The following is a 15,882-nucleotide window of genomic DNA, read 5'->3' on the forward strand; positions in this document are numbered from 1 at the left end:
TCCCATGAACAACAGCAATGCCCTTTCGAACAAGCATTCGCAGCGTCGCTCATCTTTCGCACGCAGCCTGGTCATTTCCGCCGCCGTCGCCCTGTGCGGTGCGGCAGGATCGCTGGCGGTCCATGCACAGTCCACGGCCGGCACCGTTTTCGGCGTCGCACCGGCGGGCGACAGCATCGTGGTTCATAGCGACGCCAATGGTCTGCAGCGTCGGGTTCACGCCGATTCCAAGGGCCGCTACAAGGTCAAGATGGTTCCGACCGGTGTCTACGTCGTGACACTCGAAGAGAACGGACAAGCCGTGGTCAAGCACACCAATGTGACCGTTCGTGCCGGCGGCGGCATCAAGGTCGATTTCGATTGCGCCAAGGGCGAATGCGGCAAGCCCGCAGACAAGTCCTGATGCACCGTCCGGGGTAAATGCCGATGGTCTCGTCCGCGTGCTTCGATCGTGATGCGTGCGGCCGGCCATGCGGTCATTCCCGGCAAGTCCGGCGTCGGAAGACGCCGGATTTGCGTTGCGGAACATTCCACCCCAAAGGTGAGCGCGTGACCTTCCGGCACGCTAGAGCAGGCTTTCCAGCGGCAGCAGCTTGAGCATCTTTACCTCGACCCGGCGGCTGGCGGTAACGCCGGGGTCGTGGTCGTAGGTCACCGGCTTGCCGTGTTCGGTGGCCTGCCATTGGATGGCACCGTGCGCCGATCCGTCGGCTTTCAGCGACACCCTGTAGGCGTACTCGGGCAAGGTGGCGGTGTCGAAGAACTCGGTCACCGCGGCGGCCAGCGGCGGGCAGTCGACGATGATGCCCATCTCGGTGTTGAGCAGTTTCGAGCGCGCGTCCATGTTCATCGAGCCGATGAACACCTTGTGCCGATCCACCACGATGGCCTTGGCGTGCAGGCTGACGCCGGACGAGGTGCCGCCGGAGGTGGCCGCTTGCGACGCGCCCGTGGCCGGTTGCAGTTCGAACAGTTGCACGCCGCTTTCCAGCAGCGAGCGGCGATAGCGCGAGTAGCCCGAGTACACGATCGGCTCGTCGTTGGAGGCGAGCGAATTGGTCAGTACCTTGACCGTCACGCCGCGCCTGGCCAGCGCGTCCAGATACGCCGAGCCACGCTCGCCGGGAATGAAGTAGGGCGAGATCAGCAGCAGTTCGTGCTGCGTGGCATCGGTCATCGCCTTGATGTCCGGACCGATGCGCAACTGCGGCTGGTCGGGCCCGGCCTCGATCTTGGACGGCTGGTCGGCCACCAGCGTGGCCGGCCCCCAGAACCAGCTGCCCGGACGATCGGCGGATGCGCCATGGGGCAGGGCGTCCAGCGTCGCCTGCGCATAGTCCGATTGCGCGAACACGCGCGCATCGTGGGCCAGCTCCACCCGCAGCTTCGCCAGGTCGAAATGGTCGGCGTGCTTGCCGTGGAACGCCTTCACCGGATAGGCCGCGTCGCAGTTCCAGTACTCGTCGAACGCGTGCGAGGCCTGGTTCACCACCGGTCCGATCGCGATCAGGTCGAGGTCGCGGAAGTTGGTGTTCTCGCCCGCATCGAAGTACGCATTACCGATATTGCGTCCGCCCACGATCGCCACGTTGCCATCGGCGATGAACGACTTGTTGTGCATGCGGCGGTTGAGCCGGTGCGTATCAAGCAGGAACTGGGTGGCCCTGGACAGCAGCGATGGACTCTTCGTGGCAAACGGGTTGAACAGGCGCACCTCGATGTCCGGATGGGTGTCCAGCGCGTCGAACAGGTCGATCGCCTGGCTGGCGTTGATGTCGTCCACCAGCAGGCGCACGCGCACGCCGCGATCGGCCGCGGCCAGCAGCCGCTGCGCCATCAGCCGTCCGGTCGCGTCGTTGTCGAAGATGTAGTACTGCAGGTCAAGCGAGTGCTGCGCATGGTCGGCCAGCGCCACGCGGCTCATCAGTGCATTGGTGCTGCGCATCAGCAGACGAAAACCGGATTGCTCCTGGTGCTTGTCCGCCTCGGCGTGCACGTAGCGCGCCGCCGGCGTGCTCACGGTGGGCGGCAACGCCTTCGACACCGGCTTGACCACCGGCGCCGGCGGCGAGCAGGCCGCCAGCGCCAGGCCGAGCAAGGCCGATCCGACCGCCTTGATGAGATACCGCATGTGCACCTGCCTTTGCGCTACGCGCCGACCCCGGCTTCGCAGCCGTCGTTCGTGACCGTCGGCGTACTGTGCGAAGCGGGCCGTGAATTCCACGCGACTGGCGCGTTGCGCTGCTGCTGGTCATTTGGATCAGCAGGCAAGAGGGCGTACGGAACGACACGGCTACCCGCGTCGTTCCGTACGTTCCCCGAGGCGCTTACAGGTCGAAGCCGAAGCCGGCGCCGGCGCTGGACTCACCGCGACTGAAGCTGGCACCCAGCGAGAACGAGCCGTGGTCGCCGACACGCTTGCCATAGCCGATCGATACCGCGCCCTGGCCTCCTTGCGCGCCCATGCCGATCGCGATGCGTCCATTCGGGCCACTGCCATTGGATGCGTTGACCGCCATCTGGGTCATCGCGGTGCCCATCGCGCCGACCTGGCTGATGCGCTTGTCGGTCTGCGCAAAACGCCTGCCGACCTGCTGCTGATACTGGGTGAAACTGTCGTTCCAGGTCGCGAACCTGCTGTCGGTGTACGACTTCGAGGAGTTCAGCGTCTGGGCAGCGGTGGCGGCATCGCCGGCATCCATCTGCCGCTTGTTCACCGCGTCCATCGGGTCGGCGCCGTCGGTCACGTTCTTCACCTGGGTGCCATCCGTCCCGCCCAGCGTCGCCGTCGCCTTGCCGGCGTCGTCGTACTCCACCGCCAGCGCGCTGCCACTGCCCGTGCCGTCCAGTCCCGGTTCCCCCTGCGGACCGGCGGGCCCCTGTGGCCCCTGTGGCCCCTGCGGACCGGCGGGCCCCTGCGAACCGGAGCCGACCTCGATGTTGTCGATCTGGTCGTGCAGGCCGGTGAGCTGCGTGTCCACCGCCGCGAACGCCGAGGCCACATCGCTGAAGCTGCTGCCCTGAACGACGAAGGTCGGTGCAGTGAACACGCCATCGGTGAACGAGGCGCCGCCGCCGAACCAGTCCACGACCGAACGCATCTGCCGCACGTTGACCGCATCGGTGTCCGCGGTGCCATCGCCCATGTTGGTGATTTGCTGCTCATAGCCGGCGCTGCCGACCGAAATGGTGCGCTCGCGATCAGCCACTGCGCCGTAGCCGATGGCGGTGCTTTGCGCGGCATTGGCCGTGGCGTTGATGCCGATCGCGGCGCTGGCCGTGGCATTTGCGTTGTTGACCAATCCGAAGGCGACGCTGTTTTCGCCGACCGCGTTGTTGAAGCGACCGAATGCGCTGGCGTAGTCGCCGGCGGTATTCATGTCGCCGAAGGCCATGCCCGACGTGCCGCTGACAACGTTGTTGATACCGAATGCCTGGGCGTACATGCCGGTAGCCATGTTGTTGTTGCCAACGGCCGAACTGAAGTCCGCCGAAGCGGTATTCCTGGTGCCCAATGCGCTGCTCTGGCTGCCACTGGCGGCATCGTTCACGCCCACCGCCATCGCATCCGTGCCGGTCGCGCCGTCATTGTTGTAATTGCCGGCGCTGCTGTCGGTAGAGTTGACGCTGAAGAAATGCACCGGCGTGCCGTCGCCGCTGAGACCGGCAATGGCTGTGTTCAGCTGTCCCAGATTGACCGCGTCGGTCGCCTCGGTGCCGGCGGCGACGTGGATGATCTGGTGTTCCACGCCGATCTGGCCCACGCTGACCGCGTAGTCGCGATCGGCGACGGCCTGGTAACCGATGGCGGTGCTGCCGATGTTCCGTGCCTCGGACCCGAAGCCGAACGCGCTGGCGTAATCGGCGCCGGCGATATTGCCATTGCCGAACGCGCTGCTGTAGTCACCATCCGCACGCACGCCCGCACCCACCGCGACGGCACTTTCCCCGACGGCGATCGCGCCCCGGCTGTAGGCGTCGCTGGTGCCATCGCCATCGGTGTCGACGTCGGGCGTGGGCGTGCCTTCGGCGACGAAGAACGTCGACAAGGCCAGGCTGCCCCGGCCGGTGGCCGTGCCGTGCGAGCCCAGCGCCGTGCTGCTTGCGCCCATGGCCGTATTGGCCTGGCCCATCGCCACGCTCTTGTCGCCGCGCGCCCACACCGCGCCGCCCACGGCGACCGACCATGCTCCCCCGGCAACGGCGCCCTCGGTGCTGGCCACACAGTCGACGGTGGGACAGCCCGGGTTGCCGGCGGCGTCCAGATCCAGATCCATTTCGCCATTGCCATTGAGGTCAAGCCAGCTCGATACCGACAGGCTGCCAACACCGAAGGCGGTGCCGCCATAACCGAAAGCCGTGCTGTCCGCAGACCACGTGGTATTGCGATAACCGATCGCGCTGCTACGCGGGGCACCGGCGTTGTTGCCATATCCGAATGCACCGCTGGACGCGCCGCCGGCGAAGTTGCCGTTGCCGAACGCGCTGCTGTCGGCGCCGTAGGCCTTGTTGTTGTAACCGTAGCCGTTGGCCCTGTCCCCCTGGACTTCGTTGACGATGCCGAAGGCGTTGGCGTTGGTGCCCTCGACATTGCTGTTGAGGCCGAAGACGTTGTTGCCGAGCCCTTCGACATGGTTGCCGCCGCCGAAGGCATAGTTGCTGGAACCGAAGACCGCATTGCCGAAGCCAAAGGCGCTGCTGTTCGGTTCCACGCTGTTGCTGACGCCATAGGCAAGGGCGCCGACACCGGCGACGTTGTGGCTGCCGATGGCCATGCTGTTCTGTCCCTCGGCGCTGTTGTCCACGCCGATGGCGACGCTGTAATTTCCCTTCGCCGCCACGCCGGCGCCCAGCGCGACCGCGCTGGTACCGGTGGTGTAGGCCGTTTCGCTGGACGACTCGTTGATGCCGTCCTGGTCCAGGTCCAGATCGATGTCTTCGGCGCCATTGTTGTTGGCGTCGTACCACCCCGCCAGGGCCGTGCTGCCAGTGCCCACCGTGGTGGCGCGGAAGCCCAGCGCGCTGCTGGCATTGGCCGTGGCCAAGTTTCGATAGCCCAGGGCGCTGCCATATTCGCCCTTGGCCCGGTTGTTGAAGCCGAACGCGCTGCTGTCCAGCGCGGTGGCCTGGTTGAAACCGCCGAACGCACTGCTCCATTGCCCCGGGGCGAAATTCCCCACGCCAAAGGCGCTGCCTTCGTATCCGGACGCCACGTTGTAACTGCCGAACGTGCTGCTATCGATCCCGCTGGCCACGTTCGAATGGCCGAAGGCACTCGTGGCGGAGGCGCAGGTTGCGTTGTCGGTGCCGCCTTCGTTGCCCTGGTCGGTCGAGGCTCCGGTCGGATTGCCGGCAGTGTCGACACAGGCCGGATCGGCGGCGAAGGCAGGAGTGGACAGCGCTGCCAACAGGGCCAGCGACAGGATGGAAGCCGCCGGCAGGCGGCGATGTGCAATGTGGCGGTGCATGGTTTTCCCCTCTGGTGTCCCGGCGGACTGCCGGCATGATTGATCTATGCGAAACTCCGCCTCGAAAGCGGACACGCTTGGGGAAAAAACACCATGCAGGCGACATCACAGCAGCCCGAGGTCACTGTGTTGCTCACCCGTGCCCGCGCGGGGGATAGCGCTGCGTTGGGCCAGGCCTACTCGGCGGTCTACGACGAACTCAAGCGCGCGGCGCGGTCGCAGCTTCGGCGCATGCGCGACGACTTCCAGACCACCGCGCTGGTGCACGAGGCCTACCTCAAGCTGGGCGGCGCGCAGATGGCGGCGGTGGACCGCAACCACCTGCTGGCGCTGTCCGCACGGGCGATGCGGCAGGTGCTGGTGGACAACGCACGCGCGCGCAAGGCGGACAAGCGCGGCGGCGGACTGGACGCCCTGACCCTGAGCGCCGCCCTGGGCAAGGGCGAGCAGGCCGCGGTCGAGGTGCTGGCGCTGGACGAGCTGCTGTCGTCCCTGTCCAGGCTCGACGAACGCGCCGCACAAATCGTCGAATTGCGTTACTTCGGCGGCTATTCCGAGGTCGAGGTTGCGGCGATGCTGGACATCAGCGACCGCACCCTGCGCCGCGACTGGCGCCGGGCGCGCGCCTTCCTGCTGGCGGAGATACAGGCGTGAGCGAGACGCAGCGGCGCCAGCGTGCGCTGGCCATCTTCGATGAAGTGGCTGACCTTGCCGGGGCAGGGCGCGAGGCCCGCCTGTCCGAATTGTGCGGCGACGACGAGGCCCTGCGGATGCAGGTGCTGGCATTGCTCCATGCCGATGCCGCGACAGGCGAACCTTTCGGCGGCGACGTGGCGGCGTGGGGCCATGCGCTTGCCCATGACGCCGGCGACCCGCAGCACGACCCGGCCATCGGGCGCAGCATCGGCGCCTGGCGCATCGTCGAGGTGATCGGCCACGGCGGCATGGGCGCGGTGTATGCCGTGCAGCGCGACGACGGCGCCTATGCGCAGCAGGCTGCGCTCAAGCTGATCCGCGCCAGCGCCGATTCGGCAGTGGCGCGCGAACGCTTCCTGCGCGAGCGCCAGATCCTGGCCGGTCTGCGGCATTCGAACATCGCCACCTTGCTGGACGGCGGCATCAGCGCGGGGGGCGAACCGTACTTCGTGATGGAGCGCATCGACGGCGCGCCGATCAACCGCTGGTGCGACGCGCGCCACCTTGGCTTGCGCGAACGCGTGGTGCTGTTCCTGCAGGTCCTCGATGCGGTGGGTTATGCGCACCGCAACCTCGTCGTGCATCGCGACCTGAAGCCATCCAACCTGCTGGTGGATGCCGACGGAAGGGTCAAGTTGCTGGATTTCGGCATCGCCAAGCAGCTCGAAGGCGCCGACGCGACCGCGACCCTCGACCGCGCGCTCACCTTCGAATACGCCTCGCCCGAACAGCTGCATGACGCGCCGATCACCACGGTCACCGACCTGTGGCAGCTGGGCGTGGTGCTGCATCGCCTGCTGGCCGGCACGCACCCGTTCGGGCTGACCCGCGATACCCCGGTGGCCAGCCAGTTGCGCCAACTGGCGCGTGAGCCCGAACCGCTCACGCGGGCGGCAGCGAATGCTTCCGCCGAACAGGCGGCGTTGCGCGGCGGGCTTACTCCCAGCTCGTTGTCGCGTGCGCTGCGCGGCAGCCTGGCCGACATCGTGCAGGCCTGCCTGCGCCGTGATCCGGAAGCCCGTTACGCCTCGGCCGATGCCTTGGGGAGCGACCTCCGGGCCTGGCTGGACAACCGCCCGATCGCCGCCGTGCGCTTGTCCCGCGGCGAACGCGCGAGGCTGTGGCTGCGCCGCAATCGCCTGCTGGCCGCGTCGATCGCGGCGGTGGCCCTTGCCCTGATCGCCGGAAGCGGCGTCGCCTTGTGGCAGGCCAACGAAGCGCGCGCGCAGGCACAGCTTGCCGAACAACAGGCCGCGCGGGCGAACGGCGCGATGGAGTTCCTGGAAGAGGCGCTCACCGGGGCGACGCCACAGCACATGCTCGACAGCAAGTTCTCGCTGAAGGATCTGCTTGCCTATGCACGCAAGCTGCTGGACGAGGAAAGGAATCTCGATCCGCAAGTGCGCAAGGCGGTGCAGCGCAGCCTGGCCATCCTGTATGCCACGAGCGGCGACTACGCGGATTCGGAGGCGATGTACACGCCAGGCATGCAGGACGTGCAGCCGTACAACCGCAAGGACGCACTGGATCTGGCCGTCCACTTCAGCAACTACGCGGGCGTGCTGGCAGCGGTGGGCAGGCCGAAGGAAGCGGTGACCGCGGCGGATCATGCGCTGCAACTGCGCAAGCGTTACGCACCAGACGACACTTTTCAGCAGGCAGCATCGCAGAAGAATCTGGCTGATGTGCAGGGCATGGTCGGTGATTTGGCCGCATCCGCCAGCAATTACGAACAAAGCCTGACGCTGCTGACCGGGCTGGCTGCGCCGGACGAGCAGGCCCGCAGCACCACGATCGGCGCCTACACCGGCTTGTGCAAGGTGCTGATCATGCAGAATCTGCACCTGCGCGCACTGCAGTTTGCGCGCCAGGGTCTGGCCTATGCCACGAAGCAGGGTGATCCCTCGCTGGATCAGGATCGGGTCAACCTGCTGCTTGATAAATCCATCGCGCAACGGGCACTCGGTCAGTTTGACGGCGTCGAAGCCGACATGCGCCAGGCCATCGCGATCAACGAAAAGCTGGTTGGTGCGGACAGTCCGGAAGTCGGAACGAATTATTGGCAACTGGGTGAGGCATTGAATGACCTGGGGCAGCATGCCGATGCGCTGGACGCCTTTTCCCACTCGGAAACCATTCTGACCAGCAGCAAGCCGGTGCCGGGACAACTGGCGACTGTGTACAAGGGCATGGGCATTGCCTGGCAGAAACAGGGCGACAAGGCGAAAGCCGCCAATTTTTATCAGCGCGCCTTGGCCAGCCTGGGCAAGGCCGACACACCACGCCTGCAGAAGATGCGGCAAGACATCCAGGCGTTGCTGGCTGGCGTGCAAGGCGTTCCGCTTTAGGATCGCTCAAGAACTGGCGAAACGCCTGGCGATATGACGGTGCGTGATGCCAGCGACTTCAGCGTGCACGCTGGAATACCTGGAATGACAGGTCGCGATTCCACGGCAACCATGCCGTGATCCATGGGCTGTTGATGATGAAGGCCTGGCCTTCGGCGTAGCTGTCGCCGAGCGGGCCTGTCCACAGCATGCAATTGCCGCCGCTGGCCTCGACCGTAAAGGCGTAATCGCCGGACAACATCAACCGTGGCTGTTCGAACTCGACCATGCGCATGCTCTGCATGCCGTTGGCCGATGCCCACGAATCCAGCGCATAGCCGGGGACGTCCTGCGACATCAGTACCCGGCCGGACGGCAGGCCGTTGCGCAGGCTCTGGATCGTCACGCGGACCACGATGACCTCCGGCGCCGACGTGCAATTGAGCGGCAGCATCATGTGGGTCACGACACCGGTCTCGTGCAGGTGGAAGCCCTGGGCGAATTTCTGTTCCGCGATCCCCAGCCGTCCGATGGGGAAGCCACTGGCATTGGCGTCCTGCGCCACTTGCTCGGCCGCCAGCTCCGGCGGCGTTTGCGACAGGGCGGGTCCAGCGGCAGTGACAAGCAACAGGATGGCGAGTGAATGGCAGTATTTGCGCATCGGTTTCTCCGTGTTCGAAATGAAGGATCGTGGCTGGCTTCTTCCTGTCTAACGGGAAATCGTCCCGAAAGCGGACACGGCACAGCCATGTCGAGGCGATGCGCAAGGACATGGCGCGGCCATGCGCCTGGCCGATCCGTCGCGCCTGATCGACCCGCTGCAGTAGCCAGCGCCGCCGCGTGTCCGCGGCAGGACTTGCGAGCCGTCGTGCGGACCGATCGGGGCAACCCGCTGGTGACAGTGGGCCGGCCACGCCGGAAGGCGCGGGTCCGCTGTGCGGGATGATCCGTTGTGCCGGGGCGCCGACGATGCCGTGGCTGTAGCGGCGGGCGGAAGTGCCTTGCTTCGTAAGTGAGGCGCGTGTTCCAGGCGCGGCGTCGGCCCCTGTCTAGCCCCAGCTCGACGCCGGTATGGCACCGGGGGCGAACATGCCGTGCGGCCCGAAGTGGAACATGCGCGAGCGGTCGCGTGCGTAGTCGAGGCCCTTGTCTGCCAGCACGGACCGGTTCAGGTCTTCATACCATCGCTGCACCGTCGTGGCGTCGGTCAACAGCAGGATTCTCCAATCCGGGAACGCGACCGTGATCGGCTCGTCGCCGTGCCAGGCGAACTGCGCCTCCGCGCCATGCTGCACCATGTCGGTGCCGATCAGCTGGTTCAGCGAGACGCGGATGCGTTCGAACTCCATGTTCGTGAGCAGCGGGGTGAAGTTCTTGACGCCGTGGAGCTGGCCTTCGTGGCGCCGGTTGTCGGTCTCGTTGCCGCGGACGATCACGTCCTTGAGGTCGTAGTCGCCGTGGATGTAGACCCAGCCCTTGCCGGCATGGTTCAACTGCAGGCAGCCGTAGTGCCGGGAGGCGGGATCAACGTCGACGCGCCAGCGCCACTCGGCCGAACAGGCAGCGACGCGGCCCACGCCCCAGGCGGTCCAGCTTTCCGGACGCTGTGGATCCCCCATGGCCGGCATGTCGGCCGCCAGGTAATGCATGCCGTCGTGCCAGGCGTCCGTCGCCTTCTGCAACTTGGCCGGCTTGTACGCCCCCGGATGCATGCCCGGATGCACCACCAGTCCGGCGATGACGTACTCCTGCCTCACCATGCGGCCACCGACCGAACGCACGACGGCCGGCGGGTTGAGGTCGGCGGTCTTGGCCTTGATCAGGGCTGGCTTGGGGTAGTAGCCGGGCACGCAGACGTAGCGCAGCGAATCCTCGTTGGTGTGGCGCACCAGCAGGATGACGTTGCGATCCCGCGCCACCATCAGGAACTTCCGCAGGTCAGTGCCCCGCATGCCGATGCCGATACCCATGTCCGCCGCTCCTGTGCCGTATGGATGTCCAAAAGTGTACGTATTTCGAGACGTCGTGGTTCCGGCAATGCCGGGGCAGGTCGATGCTTGCTGGCGCCCTTATCCGGAGCCGCCTGGCACCCGCTGCACGCGCTTGCGGTAGGCGTGCACGTTGTCGCCGCGGATGCGCGAGTCGCGCGTGCCCTTCACCTCGTCGATCTTCTGTTCCGAGCCGGTCACCGGTTTGGCCACCACAGCCGTCTCGTGTTCGAAGTCGTGTGACTTGTCGGTATTGCGGTAATACCGGTACAGGGTCCAGTACAGGCCCGCTGCCCCGGCCGGCCCCAATGTCAGCAGCCACAGTCCACTGTCGTCGCTCATGACGAATGTCCCAGGATGAAGAGTGCGATGGCTTCGAGAAAGGTGCCGACGGTGAGCGCGGCCGTGAGCAGCTTCCACTGCTGCACCGGTACGCTGCCCATGGTTTCGCCGGTGCGGCCGTTCACCGCGATGTAGTGCAGCATGCCGCCGTTGGGGCCTGGCTGGTGATAAGAGTACAGCCACACCGGCAGGTACATCGACACCCAGCGCGTGCCATGCACGCTGAGCTGTTCCTGTTCCCAGCGCACGCCGCGATCGTAGCGGGCCACGGACATTTCGACCTGGGCGCGGGCGATCGACAGCAGCTCGTCTTCCAGCTGCGGGCGCAGCTTTTCCACGTCCAGGTCGCGCTTTTCCGAGGTGATGCCGGTCAGGTAGGACGCGTTCCACTTCACCGCGTTCTTGGTGTCGAACGGCAGGATCGTGTTGATGATGTTGTTGGTGTTGATGCGCGTGTCCAGGTTGCCGCGCCGGGCGGAGGATTCCAGCGGCAAGTCGTCCACGGTGAAGTCCACGTGCCGGTCCAGCCTGTAGACATCGGCGTCGTAGTAGGTCTTCTTGTCGCTGGTGTATTCGCGCGTCTTGATCTCGCCCTGGCCGGCGACGCTGGCGCTGACGTTGCCGTCCACGATCATGTAGGGCAGGTAGACGGCGACGACGTTCTCCGGGGTGAACTCTTCCTTGAACGCCTTCAGCGCGAACAGCCGCCGCTTGTCGACGAACTGGCGGATGCGCGCGACCGCGTCGTCCTTCCTGATGTGGAAGGGCAGCACCGCATCGGGCACTGCGCCATTCGACACCTGCTCGTTGACGCCGAACACGTGGCGGCACCAGTGGCATCGCGCGGTCATCGCGTTGGCGGTATTGACCGTGACCTCGGCGCCACAACCGGGACACTTGAAGGTCATCAGGCTGGCCGTGTCGGCCTTGATGTCCTGCGCGCCCGAAGCGATCACCGTGCCCTGCAACTGATCGATGCCCTCGCCCAGGCCGAAGGCCTCCTCGACGCCCTCGCCATGCCATTCGTGACGGCAGTACATGCAGATCAGCAGGTCGGTGCCGGGCCGTTGCCGGATCTCGGTCGAACCGCATTTCGGGCAACGGTTGAGGCCGTCCTTGAGCTCGTCGGCGGCCGTGTCGATGGCGGTCGGGTCCGGCGCCTGCAACTCGTCGCGGATCGGTGGGGGCAGGGTGGCCGGATCGATCGGAAAGCTGCCGTGTGGCGGCGGCACATCCTGCGGCGAGCCGGGGCCGGTGGGCGGCGGCCCCGGTGGCAGCGGGGGAATGGTGGTGTTCATGGTGTGAGCGCCGTTCGCCGCTTACAGGCCGAGGGCCTTGGCCTTTGCCGCGTCGTAATCGGCCTGGGAGATCAGGCCGAGGTCGAGCATCTCCTTGGCCTTCTTCAGCTTGGCGATCGGGTCGTCGGCCGCCGGTGCGGCTGGCGCCACCGGCTGCTGCAAACCACCGATGCCACCCATCATGCCCGACGCCATGCCGATGCCCATCATGCCCGCCGCGCCGCCGTTCTCGCCGGCCGCCTGCATGCCGGCGGCGACGCTGGCCTGCAAGTTGGAATTGCCGCGGGCGCCGGAAAGCGCGTCGGCGCGCTGCACCGTCTTCAGCAGTTCGCGGGTGTTCGCGTCGTACTCGATGGAGACGATGGCGGTCTTGACGATGGCCAGGCCGCGATCGGACTTCCACTGGTAGGCGCTTTCCACCGCATCGGACAGGCTCTTGGCGAAGCCCAGCGAATCCTGCTGCAGCTTGGTGATGCGGTGTTCCTTGTTGCCGTCGTTCGAATACAGGCTGAAAGCCGGGGCGAGCGAACCCACCACCTCGTTGAAGAGCTGGCTGGCCGCGGCGTTGTCGATGTCGGTGAAATCGAACACCTTGCCCGGCTGCAGATACGAGGCCGGCACGAAGTTCTTCACGAACAGGATCGGGTCGACGATCTTCAGCGTGTACGAGCCGCGCGTCACCGCGCCGACCTGGGTGTTGAGGAAGGCGTCGTCCCAGTAGATCTCCGACTGCGTGCCGAAGCGATTGTCCGGCAGCTCCTTCAGCGAGACGAAGAACGCCGCCTGCTGCGAACCCGGCTGGCCGCCGAACTTGAAGCGCTCCCAGCTCTGCTTGACCAGTGCATCGACGAAGCCGCCGCCAGTGAAGATCGAGGTCGAGTTGAGGTCGTCCGATTTCCACTCGTAGCCGCCCGGCTCGGCGGCGAAGCCGGTGATCTTGCCGTCCTGGAACAGCAGCAGGCCGTAGCCCTCGGGAACGACGATCTTCGAACCGTTGGTGATGATGTTCGACGAGCCGTGCGTGTTCGAACCGCGCCCGGCATTGCTGCCCTGAGGCACCGCCGCAAACAGCGCCGCCGTCGACGGCAGGCCGTCCGGAATCGTGTAGAAATCCTTCCACTGATCGGCCAGCGTGCCGCCGATCGATCCCGCCACTGCCTGAAAGAGACCCATGACTTTTCCCCTTGGATTCGTGGCCGGGCAAGACACCCGCCATGCCCGTCGAACTATACCCCGCAAGGAGGGGCACGCGAACCGTCAGACGCGAGGCCGGTTTGCCGGCCGTCCCGATTTTTTTGCGCTATCCTCGACCGGATTCCGGGGGGAATGGATGACCATGGAACGCGGGCCGATCGTTGCCACCATCATCTGCGATGCCGTCACGACGGCAGCAGGACAGATGCTGGAGTGCCATCACGTGCTTGTCGACCGCGACAGGCCTGCCCTGCGAATCCGTACGCCATCGCTGGCCGTTTCGCTGGCATCTAGGCCGCGGATCTTGCAGCTTCATCACCTTTCATTTCGATCCCCTCGCACGGGGCGTGAACGAACACGGCGATTGCAGGTGACAGGTGCGCCGATTCCAGGTTCCGTGCCGCGTAGTGCTGCGGGAACGGGAAGGCATTCGCCTTTACGCAAGTGACAGAAGCATCCGACTCGGGCCCGGTTTCTCCGGTTCCTCTTTCGATCGACCACCAAGGGAGCTGATGGGCATGCCTTCACAACCGGTTATCGACACACTGCTTGCTGCTTATGGCTGGACGGGCAAACCTGCCGCCCACATCGTCAACATGCCCGGCTACCCTTTGGCCGACATCGCCAACAAGACCACCCTTTGGCACAACTTGAACGCCAATCTGTGGCGTTATGCGCGAGCCAACAACTGGGTCTGGATAGATACGGCCGGAAACAACGGCTCGACCTCGCATAGCGGGCCCATCGCCCCGGGCAAGCCCCCGGCGATACCCGGAGCCGGCACCGGCGGCATACCGTTGCTGGACGGTACGAACCTGGCGAAGTCCTGCAATTGCGGAATCTTCAACACCGTGGCGCGGCAGCTCGCCTGGCATATCCTGGGATTCAAGGACAACGAGGTGTTGAACGCCTCCACTGACAAGACCTTCGTCACGCTTCCCGGATCATCCACGTTCGACGCGGCCTGGACGGGCAATGTCCGCACGGTGACGCAGGACTTCGCCGCGATCCAGGCACTGAAATTCACCAATCACTCCTTCAGCAAGGGGCCCGATGGCAATTTCACCGACGCCACCTGCAACGTCCCCAGCTTCGCCAACAAGACCGACATCATGTGGTTCGACCTCAAGCGGGCCAAGAGCACGCTGCTGGTCGACAACTCCGGCCAAGCCGGCTGGCTGGTGGTTGACACGGTCTATAGCCATCATGGTCAACTGCCGGCCGGAGGTCCGCCTTACTACCTGATTGCCTCCGCGCAGCTGAAGGCAAAGAAAGGATTGTTCCCGCTGGGAGGCCCCGGACTGACACAGGCGGCGATCAACGCCGTGCCCGACCAATGCGCCACCTGCGTCGCATGGCCGAACTGGTGGCTGCTGAGCGCCAACGATCTCCCCGTCGAATTCAAGAACTGGGCGCGCTACTTCCTGCCGATACCGGGATACAGCTCGGGGTATTAGGGGCGACATCGTTGACAATGTTGCCCGCCTTGCGGTGCCATTGCAGGGCGTGGGCAAGGGGCTGGCGAGGCCGCACGCGAAGTGGAGATCGAGCCCCTTTGTTCACATGCGATAGGTCCGTGCTCCGTCGGTAATCAGGGGAAATGGATGACCATGGAGCATTGGTCGATCACCGCCGCCGTGACCTGTGCTGTGGCTACCGGACACGGTGAAGCGCCAGGCGAAAGACGGCGGCAACCACGCCTCGCTGGAAAGGAGTGAGGCGATCAAGGAAAGAAATTCATTTGCTTTTGTACGTAACCCGCGCGCTGCCGGGTGAGGGGTGTGATTACTAGAGAGCTGATGCAGTAACAAACCTTACAGTGACACAAACAGGGGAAAACCAATGCAATTGATACGATGGAGTTTGGCAATGTTGTTGCTGGCTGGCCTGACCGGCTGCCAGTCGTCGTTGATGGTGAAGTCGGGAGGGGCGGAACCCAAGCCCGAGCCGGGCAAGGCTTTGGTAGTGTTCATGCGGCCGTCATCGCTTGGGGGCGCGATCCAGTCGTCGGTGTATGACACGCAGGAGAAGGGGGACAAGTTCATCGGCATCGTGTCGAGCAAGACCAAGATCGCGTACCAGGCCGATCCCGGCGACCACCTGTTCATGGTGATCGCGGAGAACGCGGACTTCATGGTCGCGCATCTGGATGCCGGCAAGACCTACTACACGCTGGTCAGCCCGCGCATGGGTGTATGGAAGGCGCGCTTCTCGCTGCTGCCGATCCACAACCAGGCGGGTGCGAAGTACAGCACGCAGTCGTCCGACTTCCGCGAATGGATGGCCAAAACCGCCTGGGTCAGTGTCACGCCCGCCGCCGAAGCGTGGTATCGCGACCATGCGGCGGACATCACCGAAAAGAAGCTCGACTACATGCGCCGATGGAACACGGCCGATGCCGAGCAGCGGGCCGAGCTGACGTTGCCGGCCTCGGACGGTATCTGAATCCAGCGGCTTCGCTGATTCGGAAAGGCAAGGGAACGGCGCCGTATCACTACGGCGCCGTTCCTGTTTTCAGGACGTGGCACGGCCCGCTCGCACTACTCGGTGGCGTGGCCGGATCCGTCCG

At 65.4% G+C, this 15,882-nt stretch carries 12 protein-coding genes; 5 read left to right on the plus strand and 7 right to left on the minus strand.

What is annotated here, in order from left to right; genetic code table 11:
• Nucleotides 1–4 precede the first annotated feature (4 nt).
• Nucleotides 5–403, plus strand: a complete 399-nt coding sequence (locus tag I6J77_RS08690) for a carboxypeptidase-like regulatory domain-containing protein (protein WP_204111313.1) — start codon at nt 5–7, stop codon at nt 401–403.
• A 162-nt stretch (nt 404–565) separates the two neighbouring features.
• Here I6J77_RS08690 and I6J77_RS08695 read toward each other — a convergent pair whose 3' ends face one another.
• Nucleotides 566–2,131, minus strand: a complete 1,566-nt coding sequence (locus tag I6J77_RS08695; protein ID WP_204111314.1) for a phospholipase D family protein — start codon at nt 2,129–2,131, stop codon at nt 566–568.
• A gap of 196 nt (nt 2,132–2,327) precedes the next feature.
• Nucleotides 2,328–5,468, minus strand: coding sequence for a YadA-like family protein (locus tag I6J77_RS08700; RefSeq protein ID WP_204111315.1), 3,141 nt, complete (start codon nt 5,466–5,468; stop codon nt 2,328–2,330).
• Between the two features lie 93 nt (nt 5,469–5,561).
• Here I6J77_RS08700 and I6J77_RS08705 point away from each other — a divergent pair, with 93 nt between their 5' ends.
• The gene (locus I6J77_RS08705) at nt 5,562–6,122 is read left to right on the plus strand and encodes an ECF-type sigma factor (RefSeq protein WP_204111316.1); all 561 of its coding nucleotides are present in this window, start codon (nt 5,562–5,564) and stop codon (nt 6,120–6,122) included.
• The gene (locus I6J77_RS08710; RefSeq protein ID WP_204111317.1) at nt 6,119–8,512 is read left to right on the plus strand and encodes a serine/threonine-protein kinase; all 2,394 of its coding nucleotides are present in this window, start codon (nt 6,119–6,121) and stop codon (nt 8,510–8,512) included. Before I6J77_RS08705 ends, I6J77_RS08710 begins: the two co-directional genes overlap by 4 nt.
• A gap of 58 nt (nt 8,513–8,570) precedes the next feature.
• Here I6J77_RS08710 and I6J77_RS08715 read toward each other — a convergent pair whose 3' ends face one another.
• The 5 genes from I6J77_RS08715 to I6J77_RS08735 form a co-directional block, all read right to left on the minus strand.
• The gene (locus tag I6J77_RS08715; RefSeq protein ID WP_204111318.1) at nt 8,571–9,152 is read right to left on the minus strand and encodes a hypothetical protein; all 582 of its coding nucleotides are present in this window, start codon (nt 9,150–9,152) and stop codon (nt 8,571–8,573) included.
• Nucleotides 9,153–9,540: 388 nt separating this feature from the next.
• A complete protein-coding gene (locus tag I6J77_RS08720) occupies nt 9,541–10,461 on the minus strand; it encodes a hypothetical protein (RefSeq protein WP_204111319.1) in 921 nt (306 codons plus the stop codon).
• 99 nt (nt 10,462–10,560) lie between these two features.
• On the minus strand, nt 10,561–10,821 hold the full coding sequence (locus I6J77_RS08725) for a hypothetical protein (RefSeq protein ID WP_007808840.1): 261 nt from the start codon (nt 10,819–10,821) through the stop codon (nt 10,561–10,563).
• Nucleotides 10,818–12,119: a TFIIB-type zinc ribbon-containing protein gene (locus I6J77_RS08730; protein WP_204111320.1), complete on the minus strand. Its 1,302-nt coding sequence runs from the start codon at nt 12,117–12,119 to the stop codon at nt 10,818–10,820. Before I6J77_RS08730 ends, I6J77_RS08725 begins: the two co-directional genes overlap by 4 nt.
• Nucleotides 12,120–12,140: 21 nt before the next feature.
• A complete protein-coding gene (locus I6J77_RS08735) occupies nt 12,141–13,292 on the minus strand; it encodes an SPFH domain-containing protein (protein WP_007808844.1) in 1,152 nt (383 codons plus the stop codon).
• 539 nt (nt 13,293–13,831) lie between these two features.
• On the opposite strand from I6J77_RS08735, the gene I6J77_RS08740 reads away from it, so the two are divergent.
• Nucleotides 13,832–14,770, plus strand: a complete 939-nt coding sequence (locus I6J77_RS08740) for a hypothetical protein (protein ID WP_204111321.1) — start codon at nt 13,832–13,834, stop codon at nt 14,768–14,770.
• A 412-nt stretch (nt 14,771–15,182) separates the two neighbouring features.
• The gene (locus I6J77_RS08745) at nt 15,183–15,758 is read left to right on the plus strand and encodes a hypothetical protein (RefSeq protein WP_204111322.1); all 576 of its coding nucleotides are present in this window, start codon (nt 15,183–15,185) and stop codon (nt 15,756–15,758) included.
• Nucleotides 15,759–15,882 lie beyond the last annotated feature (124 nt).

This window comes from Rhodanobacter sp. FDAARGOS 1247 (assembly GCF_016889805.1).
In the GTDB taxonomy this organism is placed as follows: domain Bacteria; phylum Pseudomonadota; class Gammaproteobacteria; order Xanthomonadales; family Rhodanobacteraceae; genus Rhodanobacter.